The following is a 12,509-nucleotide window of genomic DNA, read 5'->3' as shown; positions in this document are numbered from 1 at the left end:
TTCGGCCCCCTCGATTGGATTTACCCGGACAAATGGAATTATACTGTTGGAACTGGCTTCCCCTTCTGCGTTCCCCCCATATGCAGAGCGGGAAGCCAGCTTCAATTAACCAGCGGGACTGCCGCCCTGACTACTCCTGCGGCCAGGATACGTGGTGGCTGTATTCCGGATGCTTGCCCAGGTAGGCGGCCATGTAGGAGCAATACGGCTTGACCCGCCGCCCGCCGCCCACGATGTCCTCCACGGCGTATCGGGCCAGGCGTGATGAGTAGCCCTGATGCCGGAAAGCCGGCTCCATCTCTGTATGGGTCAAAGCAACGCCGTCCGGCTGTTCCTGATAATCGGCCATGCCCACGAGCGTGCCGTCCAGCCGCAGTTCGTACCGGTTCAGCGCTTCATTGCGCGTGACGCTGATGTCTTTGCTAGTCATGGCCCGAGACTGCCACGCATTCCCACCACGGTCCAGTCCCCGCAGTCAGGCCGCCTGCCCGCCGTCAGCTGCCGCTTCCGCACGGCGAAGCGAATCTTCCAGCGTGGTGACTGCTTCGGCGTAGGCAGCGGCCTCCGCCGCGGTGCCCACTTCGGGGCGCAGCTGCTCGGCAACCTTCAGCGCCCGGATAAAGGTCCGCGTTTCCGGGGTGCGTACATCCAGCAGCTGCGGGTTTTCCGCCGCGAGCCAGGGGTCCAGTTCATAGGCACTCCAGCGGGCCAGGACTTCCCGGTGCCGGGCGGCGGTGGCATTTACTGCGGCCTTCAGCTGTTGGCGTTCGCGGTTCCGACGACGACGCCGGTCCCGCCGCCCCACCCACAGGGACGCCGCGATGCTGCCCGCCACCACAACTGCCCCGACAGCGGCGGATGCGGCCGATGTGGCAGCCAACGCCCAGGCGGCGGTCAGGAGCACTCCCAAAAAGGCGGAGAACCCGACCCAGAAGAGGCCTTCCCCGTCCCGGGTAGCAAGCGCCCGGTCCACACCGGCAGACCCGGCCACGAGCACTGCCGCCAGCACCAGCAACGGCAGAACCGTTGAAGGATCCATACCGGGCATTTCCACCCTCCTGCGTATTGGCCGTCTTTATATTGGCCGTCTTTGCCTCCATTGCACCGAACCCGGCGGCAAAGGTCAATGCCGCCCCTTCCCGCCCGGGCAAACGGGCCCCTTGGGGCCGAACCAAGTATGCTGACGGTTTGGATTCGTTCCAACCACCCCATGAAACCCGCCGGAAAAGCGCCCTGTAGTGCGTTGTAAGGAAAGCAATGAAGATTCCCGCCCCGAGAGGGCCTGTCAGTGCCACCTTGATTGACCTCCTCCGGAACCGCGGCGGTTTAGGCCACGCCAACGCCTACGGTTCCTTGAACCTGCTGTTGGACGAAGCACTGGCTGCCACTGCGGATCTGCTCCGTGACGAAGACCTCCAGCTGACCCTGTTCTGCCTCTACGAGCTGCATTACAGCGGACTGGACGGAGTTGAGGATGCGGCCGAGTGGGATCCCGAACTGATCCGCGTGCGGGCACGGCTGGAGGCGGCCTTCGAGGATGTGCTGCGCCGCGCGGTGCCCGTCCCCGAGCTGCCCGCACCGGAAAGCGAAGCCGTCGCGGAGACCCTCTTCCGCCTGGCAGCCGACGACGACGGCCCCAGCGTTTCCCGGTTTGTCGCCAGCAAGGCCAGTGTGGAACAGCTTCGTGAGTTCCTGATCCTGCGCTCGGTCTACCAGCTGAAGGAAGCGGATCCGCACAGCTGGGCCATCCCGCGCCTGCCGGTGGGCCGCGCAAAGGCGGCGCTGATCGAAATCCAGGCCGATGAGTACGGCGGCGGGCGGGTGGAGCGGATGCACTCGAAGCTGTTCGGCACCACCATGGAGGGCCTGGGCCTGGATTCCGGCTACGGGTACTACATTGACCAGGTTCCCGCCCTGACCCTGGCGTCCTCCAACGCCATGTCGCTCTTCGGGCTGAACCGCCGGCTGCGCGGCGCCATTGCGGGGCACCTGGCGGCGTTCGAGATGACGTCCTCGATCCCCAACTCGTTCTACGCCCGAGGGTTCCGCCGGCACGGCTTCAACGACGATGTCACCTACTACTTCGACGAACACGTGGAAGCGGATGCCGTGCACGAACAGATTGCCGCCAGGGACCTGGCAGGCGGTTTGGCCGAGGCTGAGCCCGATCTGCTCGCCGACATCATCTTCGGCGCCGCGACCGTCCTGGCCATCGATGCCTTGCTCGGCGAGGAGCAACTGAATGCCTGGCAGGCAGGCGAGTCCGCACTGCTGCCCCTGGTGAATGACGGCGGCACGGCAGCGCTGGCGGCAACGGCGACGGCCGGCGGAGTGACCCCGTGACGGCTCCGGCAGCCGGCCCGGTGGATGCGCAGGACGCCAAGCAGGATGCGCTGACGGAGGCGAACGCCGGACAAGCGGAGGTCCAGGCGGAGGCGCAGGAGGCTGACTCGTGGAAGACGCGGGAAGGAGCCGCTCCCGCTTCCATCGTGGCCTGCCCCAACGGCCCCCTGCTGGTCCGCGGCGACTTTGAAATTGTCACGCCTGACGGGGTTCCGGTACCCCGGGACCGGGAAACCGTCGCCCTGTGCCGGTGCGGCGGTTCGGCCATCAAGCCGTACTGCGACGGCACCCATAAGTTGATGAAGTTCGATACCGCCCGCCGTCGTCCGGTTCCGGCACCGGCGCGCAAGGCGGCGGAAGAAGCGTAACCCGGCGGTGCCGGATACAGGAATGGCTTGCCTTCAGTGAAGGCAAGCCATTCTTTTTCTTATTGGGTGCGCCCAGCAGGGCTCGAACCTGCGACCCACGACTTAAAAGGACGTTGCTCTACCAACTGAGCTATAGGCGCTCCACCGACCGTTGCTTTTGACAGCGCACGGACCGACTGTCCCACTTTATCGCACACCACACAGATCGTGGAAAACCCCGGTCCGAGGCACCGCCCGGCAGCCTGGAGACCGCCTCGATTCCGCGTAAATCGCGGAGTATTCTTCCAGTATGAGTGAGTCCAATTCAACGCCGCGCCATCACAAGCCAAAGCCTCTTGCACCTGTGGACTTCGCCAACTTCCCCGGCGGTGCCGATCCGGCACGCGTTTCGGAGGCGGCCCATCTCGCCGCCCAGGCGCTGGTCCACCACGGCCGCGAGAGCACCGATCCGGAAGTCACCCGCCGGCTCGTCGAACTGACCGACCAGCAGGGGGTGGAAGCGGTGGCCGAGATGTGGGCTGAAAGCCCCGCCCGGTCCCTGCCCGGCGCCCTCTGGCGCCTGTATGCCCTCCGGGCGTCCATCCAGCGGAATCCGGAACGGATTGCCGCCTACTACGCGGCTGGCAAAGACGTTGCACAGGTATCCAAGGTAGTCGCCGGAGTAGCCGAGCCCCTGGGGGCGGATGAAGTGCGGGCTATGGCGGACACCATTCTTTCCGGTGCCTTTGAGGGTGATTTCGACGTCGCACTGGAGCGTTTTGCCGCATTCTGCCGCGTGGTGGCCCTCGGCCAGGCCAACCATGCCGATTCCTCGGAGGCCTCCAACGGGGACCGCGCCACCCTGCTGACGCGCAACGCGCGCCAGCTGGTACACACGGCCGAGGACCTGGAGCACTCGGCAGCCGCCTGGCGGCGCGGAGAGCTGGACTAGCCATGCCGTGCCGTGCACAGTGGCAAGGCCCACGGTGGCGCTCCTCACAGTGCCGCCCCGGCCCGCATGGCCGTGTTGACATCACCGGCCGAGCGTAGAAAACTGAAATTGGTGTCGGACTGCGGAACCCCCGGGCTTCAACTCTGAGCCGCTTCGAGCGGCCTTCCGCCGAGAGGCGCTCCCGGTCCGGCACCGTTACTTTTCCCCAGCTGGTTCTCAGCGGGATTCTTTCGCGGGCTTTCCCGTAATTCCAGCCCGGCCATCGGATATTCTTGGGGCTGTGAGCACCCTCGATACTTCCCCGGCCGATGTGTGTCCAGCGTGAAGCTTCAACTCTTCCCCCAAGAGAATGCGGGCCTTGAGCTGCTCTCCCGCATGGCGTCACAACTGCTGCGCGGCACCGGCGTGCTGGCGGAGATCCTCGGAGCCGAGCCCGAGGAATTCGAGCGTCTCACCGAGCAGCTGCATCAGATCGATGCCGAAACCACCGATCTGCACTTTGCACTGATGACGCAGATGCGGACCAGCTTCATCAACCCGCTCCCCCGTGAAGACCTCTATGAGCTTTCCCTGCTCCTGATGTCCGCCATGGAGTGCCTGGATGCCTCAGCGGAAACCATTTCCCTCTACAAGCTCACAGGGGTTTCCCGGCGGGCTTCCGAGCAGCTGGAAGTCATCGGCCGGCAGGCTGAGCTGACCGCCGCCGCCATGCGCCGGCTCGCCTCGCTGGAGGACCTGGAAGAGTACTGGATCGAAATGCTCCGGCTGGCCCGGCGGGCCGAACGGTCCCGCCGGATCTGGGTGGCGGAACTGATGCGTGAGTACAAGCCCATGGCCTATGCGCGGCACCGGGACCTCGCCGACCAGCTATCGGGAACCTCGGTGCAACTGCGCCTGACGGCCACATTCGTGGGCGGCGTCCTCGTCCGGGAATCCTAGGGTGGCGGCCTTCCTCCTGGCCGGCGTCGTCCTGCTCGCCGGAGCCTATGCCTTCCTCAACGGCTTCCATGACGCCTCCAACTCGGTGGCCACCTCCGTTCGTACGCGGGCGCTGACCCCCACCGTGGCCATCCTGCTGGCCGCCGGCTTCAACCTCCTGGGTGCGCTGGTGAGCACCACACTGGCCGTTGCCCTGACCGTCCGGTTCGTGGACCTTCCGGCCGGACCCGAGGGCCTCGGCATCCTGATTGCCGGGCTGCTGGCGGCCTGCGGATGGGGCGTGTGGACCTGGTGGCGGCGGATGCCGTCGTCGTCCACTTCCGCCCTGGTAGGCGGGCTGGTGGGTTCCGGCGCGGCCTCAACCCTGGTGGGCGGGCAGAACATAGCCGAGTCCTACCGGCTGATCTGGGAGCAGATAGCCCTGCCGCTGCTGCTGTCCCCCGTGATCGCCTTTGTACTGGCTTACCTGCTGGTTTTCCCGGCCACGTGGCTGATGCGTTACAGCTCTCCGCGCCGCGGGGACGCCGGAAACCGGATAGCGCAGTCCGTCTTCACCTCCGCCTTCTCCCTGGGCCACGGAATCCAGGACGGGCAACGGACCATGGCTGTGGTGGTGCTCGCCCTGCTGGCCGCGGGGCAAACCGTTGAAACCGGCATTCCCTTCTGGGTGCAGCTGTTTGCGGCGCTGGCCCTGGCCGGCGGCACGCTCTTCGGCGGCTGGCGGATCACGCACACGCTGGGGTACCGGCTGGTCCGGATGGACCCGCTGCGGGGCATGAGCGCCCAGGCGGTCAGCTCCGCCATGCTGTTCCTTGGTGCGCTCTGGCTGCACATTCCGCTTTCAAGCACCCAGACCATGACGTCCGCCATCGTCGGCGCCGGTACCAACCAGCGCTTTTCCACCGTCCGCTTCATTCCGCTGCGGGAAATCCTCGTCACCTGGCTGGTCACGGCGCCCGTAACCGCACTGCTCGGCGGGATCCTGCTGCTGGCCCTCAGCCCGCTCCTGTAGGCGCCGCTTATCCGAAGCGTCCGGAAACGTAGTCTTCCGTGGCCTGCTCGGCGGGGTTGCTGAAGATGACCGGGGTGTCGGCGTATTCGATCAACCGGCCGGGCTTACCGGTGCCCGCGATGTTGAAGAACGCCGTCTTGTCCGACACCCGCGCCGCCTGCTGCATGTTGTGCGTGACGATAACCACCGTGTAGTCACTCTTGAGTTCCTCGATGAGGTCCTCGATGGCCAGCGTTGAGATGGGATCCAGGGCGGAGCACGGCTCGTCCATCAGGATCACTTCCGGGGACACCGCTATGGCGCGGGCTATGCACAGGCGCTGCTGCTGGCCGCCGGAGAGCCCGGAGCCGGGCTTGTCCAAGCGGTCGCGGACCTCTTTCCAGAGGTTGGCGCCGGTGAGGGACTTTTCCACCAGGTCATCGGCGTCGGACTTCGAGATGCGCTTGTTGTTCAGCTTCACGCCTGCCAGGACGTTGTCCCGGATGGACATGGTGGGGAACGGGTTGGGCCGCTGGAACACCATGCCCACATGGCTGCGAACGGTCACCGGGTCGACGCCGGGGCCGTAGAGGTTCTCCCCGTCCAGCAGAACTTCACCTTCGACACGTGCGCCGGGAAGCACCTCGTGCATCCGGTTCAAGGTGCGCAGGAAGGTGGACTTGCCGCAGCCCGAGGGGCCGATGAAGGCGGTCACCGAGCGGGGTTCAATGTTGATGTTGACGTCCTGGACGGCAAGGAAATTGCCGTAATAGACATTCAGGTCTTTGACGTCGATGCGCTTGGACATGGTTTCCTTAAATCGCTTTACAGGGCTAGCGGGAGGTCCGGGGGGCGAAGATCCGGGCGATCAGGCGGGCGCCCAGGTTCAGCAGCATCACCATGATGATCAGGATCAGTGCCGCCGCCCAGGCCCGCTGGGTACTCGGATCTGTATTGGTCGGGGAGGTGGGGCTCATCAACTGCCGGTAGATAAAGGTGGGCAGCGTGCTCATCCAGCCCGCAAACGCGTTGAAGTTGATGGTGTTGACGAAGCCGGCGGTGACCAGCAGCGGTGCCGTTTCCCCGATCACGCGGGCAATCGCCAGGGTGACGCCCGAGGCAATGCCGGAAATCGCGGTGGGCACCACTACCTTCAGGATGGTCCGCCACTTACGCACACCCAGGGCGTAGGACGCCTCCCGGAGTTCGTTGGGCACGATCTTGAGCATTTCCTCGGTGGAGCGGACCACCACCGGGATCATCAGCACGGAGAGGGCGACGGCGGCAACGAAGCCGGTGCGGGTGCCCGGACCGAAGACGAGCCCGAAGAACGCGGCGGCAAACAGGCCGGCCACAATCGAGGGGATACCGGTCATCACATCCACAAAGAACGTTATGGCCCGCGAAAGTGTTCCGCCACGGCTGTATTCCACCAGGTAGACAGCGGCCAGCAGGCCCACGGGCACCGAGATGACCGTGGCCCAGAAGGTGATCAGCAGGGTGCCCACAATGCCGTGGTAGGCGCCGCCCAGCACCGCGGTCCCGTTCTCCATCGTGGCGTTGTCCACGGCGCCGGTCATCCCGCCCATGGAGGTGAGCAGGAAGTCCGGGCTGAGGCCGGGCAGTCCGCGGACCAGGACGGTGAAGATCACCGATACCAGCGGCAGCAGCGCCAGCAGGAAGGCACCGCAGACCAGGTTCGTGGCGAGGCGGTCCACTGCATGCCGCTTGCCCTCGACAATCCAGGTGACAACAGTGCCGCCGATAACGAAAAGCACGGCGGTGAAGATTGCGAAGGACGTGACGGAGAAACCGATGAGCGCGGACAGCGCCGCACCCAGGATCAAGGCAGCTGCCAGCACGATCCAGGGCGTATAGCGGGGCAGCCTGTTCTTGGTCAGCAGGGACCCGGGACGGCTGAGGGCGGAGGTTGTATCGAGCATCAGTTGGCTCCCGAGAATTCTTTGTGGCGGCTGATGATCCAACGGGCAACCACGTTGACCGCCAGCGTGATCAGGAACAGCACGAGTCCTGCAGCGATCAGTTCCGAGAGCCGGAGCCCGAACGCTTCAGGGAAGTTCAGGGCGATCTCGGCGGCGATGGTCTGGTTGCCCGGCCTGATCAGGCTGGCGATCAGCCCGCCGGAGGAGAGCACCAGCGCCACAGCCATGGTTTCACCCAGCGCCCGGCCCAACCCCAGCATGACGGCACTGATGACGCCGGGACGGGCGAACGGGAAAACAGCCATCCGGATCATTTCCCAGCGGGTGGCGCCCATGGCCAGGGCCGCTTCCTCGTGCAGCTTCGGCGTCTGCAGGAAGATTTCCCGGGTAAGGGAGGTAATGATCGGCAGCACCATCACGGAAAGCACGATTCCGGCCGTGAGCATGGTTTTGCCGGTCTGGCTGGCGGGACCGGCGAAAATCGGAATCCACCCGGCGTTTTCGGCCAGCCAGTTGTACGGACCCACCAGCGCGGGGGCCAGCACAGTCATGCCCCAGGCGCCGTAAACCACCGACGGGATGGCCGCGAGCAGGTCCACCAGGTAACCCAGTCCCTGTGCGAGCCGCCGCGGGGCATAGTGCGAGATAAACAGTGCGACGCCGATTCCCACCGGTGTGGCGATCAGCAGCGCGATAAGTGCCGCAATGACGGTTCCGATGACCAGCGGCAGGATGTACCGGCCGAACCCGCCGCCGCCGGAGATATCCGCCGGATCGGCCATGAACGTGGGCAGCGCCTGCCACATCAGGAAAACCGCCACGCAGAACAGGACGAACAGGATCAGGCAGCCGGCTGTCACCGTAATGCCGGAGAAGATCTTGTCTCCGGCACGGCCCGCGCCGCCTTCTCCCGTTATGGACTTGCTGGACACTGCTCAACCCTTCGAAATGCGTTGGTGCAGACTCTTTATCAGTGTAGGTACTCCGCCTTGGAGCGGACCCTGTCCTCCCCTGCAGAGAGCCGGGGAGGACAGGATCGGTGCGCTACGAACGCACCCGGATGGTTTCCATTGCCGCTTGGGCCCGGCTCCGGAGGTCCTCGGAGAGCGCCGCGCTGCCCGCGGCGTCGGACGCGGCAGCCTGGCCCTCGTCGCTCACTACGTAGTTCCCGAAGGCACGGACCAGATCCACGGTCTGCTGGTCCTCGTAGCTGGTGCAGAACACGTGGTAGCTCACCAGCACCACGGGATAGGCACCCGATTGTGCCGTGTCACGGTCCAGGTCCATGGCCATATCCGCTTCCGGACGACCCTCCCCTGTCACAGCGGTGGAGGATTCGACGGCGAGTGCGGCGGCGTCGGCGCTGAACGGGACGTAGGTATCGCCCACCAAGACGCTGACCTTGCCCAGGGAACCGGCTGCGGAGGCATCGGCATAGGTGATGCCGCCCTCGGTGGAGGCCACCGTGGAAATGACGCCGCCGGTGCCGGAGGCGCTTTCCCCGTTCGGCAGTCCGGCCGGCCATTCACCTGACGCCTTATCCGTCCACTTTTCCGGTGCTGCTTCGGCCAGGTATTCGGTGAAGTTTTTGGTGGTGCCGGATTCGTCGCCGCGGTGCACCGCCGTGATGGCAGTGTCCGGCAACTCCACTGCTTCGTTCTGTGCGGTGATGGCCGGGTCATTCCAGGCGGTGACCTCGCCGCGGAAGATCGCTGCAATGGTGGCCGCATCGAGGTTCAGATCCGTTACGCCGGGAAGATTGAAAGCCACCGCGATCGGCGAGATGTAGACGGGAACGTGGATGGCGCCGTCGGGACCGCAGACCTCCACGGCCGCAGCGGTTTCCTCTTCATCAAGGTAGGCATCGGACCCGGCAAACTGGACACCGCCGGCCAGCAGCGCTTCCCGGCCGGCACCCGACCCGTCCGGTGAATACTGGACGGATGCCTGCGGATTGGCGGCACCGAAGCCCGCAATCCAGGCCTGCATGGCCGCGTCCTGGGAGGACGCACCGGCGCCGGAAAGCGTGCCGGTGACGGAGCTTTCCGCACCGGTACCGGCCGGGACCGGCGCCGCACTGTCGGTGCCGCAGGCCGCGAGGCCCAGGGCAACGGCAGCCGAAACGGTTAGAACGGATGCAGTGCGGCCGAAATTCGAAACCTTCACCATCGGATCCCTTTCAAGGGGTTTGTTCGGCACTGGTGCGCCGGGAAGCTGATTGCGGAAAGCAGTCGAGCATGTGGAACCTCCAACACGTTCCTGTCCTAGGGTGGCGAACCAAGGTGAACGGAAAGTTAACGCCCGCCGGGCAGCCGCGGAACATCCGCTGGCCGCCGAATGTAACGCCGGATACAGCTTGCCCCCGGCTCCCCCTAGACTGGTTTCATGCCCCAACGCAGCTCCTTCGCCAAAAGCCGGGGTTTCCTGCTAAACCGGGCCCGCGTAGGGCTGCAGCGCAGCCGCAATTCCGTGGTTCCGGCCCTGCAAATGACCATCTGCGCCGTAGGGGCGTACGCCTTCGCCGAGTACGTGCTCGGACACGAGGGCCCGCTGTTCGCCGCGACGGCCGCCCTGATATCGCTGGGGTTCTCCCGGGAACCGCGGACCCGCCGCGTGCTGGAGGTGGGAATCGGCTGCACACTTGGCATCACCATCGGCGAAATCCTGCTCACCCTGCTGGGCAACGGTCTGGCCCAGGCCGCCGTCGTCCTCTTTTTCTCCGTGATGCTGGCCCGCTTTTTGGACCGCGGCGTCATTTTCACCACTCAGCTGGGGCTGCAGTCCCTGCTGGTGGTACTCCTGCCCGCCCCGGACGGCGGGGTCTTCACCCGCAGCGTGGACGCCATAGTCGGCGGTGTTTTTGCCCTGGTGGTGACCATGCTGGCGCCGCGGGATCCGCGCCGGGAACCGAAGTCCAACATCCGCGAGCTCCTGCACGAACTGTCTGCCGTACTGCGCCAGTGTTCCGAAGCCATCGCCAAGAGCGATTCCACCATTGCCTGGCATGCCCTGGTCCGGGCCCGCAATACACAGCCCCAGCTGGACACCCTGGCCCGCAGCGTCCGGGACGCACGGGAAGTCGCCCGGATTTCGCCCGCCTACCGGCGGTACCTGGCGGAATTGGGGGATCTGCGCGGCTCCATCGGCTATCTGGACCTGGCGGTCCGCAACAGCCGGGTTTTCGCCCGCCGGACGACGTCGGTCATTAACCATGCATCGCTGGGTGACGAGGCCATCGAGAACGTGTCGGAGGTGCTGAACGAGACCGCCGATGCCGTGGATGTCCTGGCCCGTGCGCTGGGCGGCGGTGAGGGGCCGGACGCCCGGCTCCGGCACCTTCGCCAGGCCCGCAACGAGCTGGCGGCCGTGGGTACCCGCCTGCATCCGAAATCACTGGGCATCACGGACCTGCAGGGCGACGCGCTCATCATGCTCTTCCGCCCCCTCGTGGTGGACCTGCTGGAATCCACCGGACTCACCCACGAAGAGGCGGTTACCTACCTCTCGGAGGTCTGAGCCCTGCGGAAAAAAGTGTCAGTGCCGCGGGATAGCCTGATTCCATGGCAACAAAGACTGCACGGCCCAAGACCGCCAACTTCCGCTGCTCGGAGTGCGGCTGGACTACGGCCAAATGGGTTGGACGCTGCGGCGAGTGCCAGGCCTGGGGAACGGTGGAGGAATCCGGCGAAGTCCTGGCCCGGACCACCGCCGCCGCCGTGGTTGCCCGCCCGGCCCTGCGGATCGGCGAGGTAGACGCGACCACTGCCGCCTACCAGGCCACCGGGGTAGGGGAACTGGACCGCGTCCTGGGCGGAGGCCTGGTGCCCGGTGCGGTCATCCTGCTGGCCGGTGAGCCCGGCGTGGGCAAGTCCACCCTGCTCCTCGACGTCGCCGCCCGCGTCGCCGGTCTGGGCCGCGACGTCCTGTACGTCACCGGGGAGGAATCCACGGCGCAGGTGAAACTGCGCGCCGAGCGGATCGGCGCCGTATCGGAGAACCTCTATCTCAGTGCGGAAACGGACCTCAGCCAGGCCCTGGGCCAGGTGGAGCAGGTCTCCCCCGGGCTGCTCATTGTCGACTCCGTCCAGACCCTGAGCAGTACCGCCGTGGACGGCAGCGCCGGCGGCGTCAGCCAGGTCCGCGAGGTGGCCGCGTCTTTGATCAATGCCGCGAAGACCCGGAACATGACCACCCTGCTGGTCGGCCACGTCACCAAGGACGGTTCCATCGCCGGCCCCCGGCTGCTGGAGCACCTGGTGGACGTGGTGTGCCAGTTCGACGGCGACAGGCACTCGCGGCTGCGGCTGCTGCGTGCGGTCAAGAACCGCTACGGACCCACGGACGAGGTGGGCTGCTTCGACCTGACCGAAGACGGCATCGAAGGGCTTGCAGACCCCAGCGGACTGTTCGTCTCGCGCACCAAGGACCCGGTCTCGGGCACCTGCATCACCGTGACGCTGGAGGGCAAGCGACCGTTGGTCGCCGAGGTCCAGTCCCTGGTCGCTGAAACCGGAAACGCCCAGGCCCGCCGTGCGACCAGCGGCGTTGACGCCTCCCGGGTAGCCATGCTGCTGGCGGTCCTGCAGCAGCGGGCTTCGATGAGTCTGGCCAAGGATGACAGTTACGTCTCCACCGTAGGCGGCGTGAAACTGGGCGAGCCGGCCACGGACCTGGCGGTGGCGCTGGCTGTGGCGTCGGCGAAGATGAACAAGCCGCTGCCGGCCCAGCTCATTGCCTTCGGCGAGGTTGGACTGGCCGGGGAGGTGCGTCCGGTACCCGGTATCGCCCGGCGGATCAACGAGGCCGAACGCCTCGGCTTCACGCACGCCGTCGTTCCGGCTTCCCCGAACGGACCGGGGAACGTCCCCTCCGGATTCAAGGTCCGGGAAGTCTCCACCTTGGCCGAGGCACTGGAACTGCTCTTCTAGCACTGCCGTTTCCGAAGATCCGGGCAATCACCGGTGAGCGGTATCACCGAAACTGTCTGACACGGC

Annotated in this window: 13 protein-coding genes and 1 tRNA gene; 7 read left to right on the top strand and 7 right to left on the bottom strand. The window is 65.9% G+C overall.

Annotation, left to right across the window (positions count from 1 at the left end; all coding sequences use genetic code 11):
* Positions 1 to 130: 130 nt before the first annotated feature.
* Positions 131 to 430 carry a GNAT family N-acetyltransferase gene (locus LOC56_RS06265; RefSeq protein WP_229951416.1) on the bottom strand — a complete coding sequence of 100 codons (300 nt, stop codon included), beginning with the start codon at positions 428 to 430 and terminating at the stop codon, positions 131 to 133.
* Between the two features lie 45 nt (positions 431 to 475).
* Positions 476 to 1,048, bottom strand: a complete 573-nt coding sequence (locus LOC56_RS06260) for a hypothetical protein (protein WP_229951415.1) — start codon at positions 1,046 to 1,048, stop codon at positions 476 to 478.
* 209 nt (positions 1,049 to 1,257) lie between these two features.
* Between LOC56_RS06260 and LOC56_RS06255 the strand changes: the two genes are divergently transcribed.
* Both LOC56_RS06255 and LOC56_RS16385 read left to right on the top strand, forming a co-directional pair.
* Complete coding sequence (locus tag LOC56_RS06255) at positions 1,258 to 2,343, top strand: iron-containing redox enzyme family protein (protein WP_229951414.1); 1,086 nt, start codon at positions 1,258 to 1,260, stop codon at positions 2,341 to 2,343.
* A complete protein-coding gene (locus tag LOC56_RS16385) occupies positions 2,340 to 2,711 on the top strand; it encodes a CDGSH iron-sulfur domain-containing protein (RefSeq protein WP_442860072.1) in 372 nt (123 codons plus the stop codon). Before LOC56_RS06255 ends, LOC56_RS16385 begins: the two co-directional genes overlap by 4 nt.
* Positions 2,712 to 2,778: 67 nt before the next feature.
* Here LOC56_RS16385 and LOC56_RS06245 read toward each other — a convergent pair.
* Positions 2,779 to 2,851 (bottom strand) — tRNA-Lys (locus LOC56_RS06245).
* 149 nt (positions 2,852 to 3,000) lie between these two features.
* On the opposite strand from LOC56_RS06245, the gene LOC56_RS06240 reads away from it, so the two are divergent.
* The 3 genes from LOC56_RS06240 (at position 3,001) to LOC56_RS06230 (ending at position 5,593) form a co-directional block, all read left to right on the top strand.
* A complete protein-coding gene (locus tag LOC56_RS06240; protein ID WP_229951413.1) occupies positions 3,001 to 3,642 on the top strand; it encodes a hypothetical protein in 642 nt (213 codons plus the stop codon).
* 321 nt (positions 3,643 to 3,963) lie between these two features.
* Positions 3,964 to 4,581: a DUF47 domain-containing protein gene (locus LOC56_RS06235; protein ID WP_229951412.1), complete on the top strand. Its 618-nt coding sequence runs from the start codon at positions 3,964 to 3,966 to the stop codon at positions 4,579 to 4,581.
* Position 4,582: 1 nt separating this feature from the next.
* Positions 4,583 to 5,593: an inorganic phosphate transporter gene (locus LOC56_RS06230; RefSeq protein ID WP_229951411.1), complete on the top strand. Its 1,011-nt coding sequence runs from the start codon at positions 4,583 to 4,585 to the stop codon at positions 5,591 to 5,593.
* 7 nt (positions 5,594 to 5,600) lie between these two features.
* On the opposite strand, the gene pstB is transcribed toward LOC56_RS06230, so the two are convergent.
* The 4 genes from pstB to pstS form a co-directional block, all read right to left on the bottom strand.
* Positions 5,601 to 6,380: a phosphate ABC transporter ATP-binding protein PstB gene (pstB, locus tag LOC56_RS06225; RefSeq protein WP_229951410.1), complete on the bottom strand. Its 780-nt coding sequence runs from the start codon at positions 6,378 to 6,380 to the stop codon at positions 5,601 to 5,603.
* A 25-nt stretch (positions 6,381 to 6,405) separates the two neighbouring features.
* Positions 6,406 to 7,515 carry a phosphate ABC transporter permease PstA gene (pstA, locus tag LOC56_RS06220; protein WP_229951409.1) on the bottom strand — a complete coding sequence of 370 codons (1,110 nt, stop codon included), beginning with the start codon at positions 7,513 to 7,515 and terminating at the stop codon, positions 6,406 to 6,408.
* A complete protein-coding gene (gene pstC / locus LOC56_RS06215) occupies positions 7,515 to 8,447 on the bottom strand; it encodes a phosphate ABC transporter permease subunit PstC (protein ID WP_229951408.1) in 933 nt (310 codons plus the stop codon). The genes pstA and pstC overlap by 1 nt, the downstream gene beginning before the upstream one ends.
* 112 nt (positions 8,448 to 8,559) lie before the next feature.
* Positions 8,560 to 9,681, bottom strand: a complete 1,122-nt coding sequence (gene pstS / locus LOC56_RS06210; RefSeq protein WP_229951407.1) for a phosphate ABC transporter substrate-binding protein PstS — start codon at positions 9,679 to 9,681, stop codon at positions 8,560 to 8,562.
* A gap of 219 nt (positions 9,682 to 9,900) precedes the next feature.
* Between pstS and LOC56_RS06205 the strand changes: the two genes are divergently transcribed.
* Both LOC56_RS06205 and radA read left to right on the top strand, forming a co-directional pair.
* Positions 9,901 to 11,031, top strand: a complete 1,131-nt coding sequence (locus tag LOC56_RS06205; protein WP_229951406.1) for an FUSC family protein — start codon at positions 9,901 to 9,903, stop codon at positions 11,029 to 11,031.
* A 44-nt stretch (positions 11,032 to 11,075) separates the two neighbouring features.
* Complete coding sequence (gene radA / locus LOC56_RS06200; RefSeq protein WP_227920644.1) at positions 11,076 to 12,443, top strand: DNA repair protein RadA; 1,368 nt, start codon at positions 11,076 to 11,078, stop codon at positions 12,441 to 12,443.
* Positions 12,444 to 12,509: the final 66 nt, after the last annotated feature.

This window comes from Arthrobacter sp. zg-Y179 (assembly GCF_020907345.1).
Taxonomy (GTDB): Bacteria; Actinomycetota; Actinomycetes; order Actinomycetales; family Micrococcaceae; genus Arthrobacter_B; species Arthrobacter_B jinronghuae.
This window is presented reverse-complemented; position numbering and strand designations above follow the sequence as displayed.

Coding starts and splice junctions, on each gene's coding strand:
- LOC56_RS06255 (WP_229951414.1), top strand. CDS start 1,258: ATGAAGATTCCCGCCCCGAGAGGGCCTGTCAGTGCCACCTTGATTGAC.
- pstB (WP_229951410.1), bottom strand. CDS start 6,380: ATGTCCAAGCGCATCGACGTCAAAGACCTGAATGTCTATTACGGCAAT.
- LOC56_RS06240 (WP_229951413.1), top strand. CDS start 3,001: ATGAGTGAGTCCAATTCAACGCCGCGCCATCACAAGCCAAAGCCTCTT.
- radA (WP_227920644.1), top strand. CDS start 11,076: ATGGCAACAAAGACTGCACGGCCCAAGACCGCCAACTTCCGCTGCTCG.
- LOC56_RS06205 (WP_229951406.1), top strand. CDS start 9,901: ATGCCCCAACGCAGCTCCTTCGCCAAAAGCCGGGGTTTCCTGCTAAAC.
- pstA (WP_229951409.1), bottom strand. CDS start 7,515: ATGCTCGATACAACCTCCGCCCTCAGCCGTCCCGGGTCCCTGCTGACC.
- LOC56_RS06260 (WP_229951415.1), bottom strand. CDS start 1,048: ATGCCCGGTATGGATCCTTCAACGGTTCTGCCGTTGCTGGTGCTGGCG.
- LOC56_RS06265 (WP_229951416.1), bottom strand. CDS start 430: ATGACTAGCAAAGACATCAGCGTCACGCGCAATGAAGCGCTGAACCGG.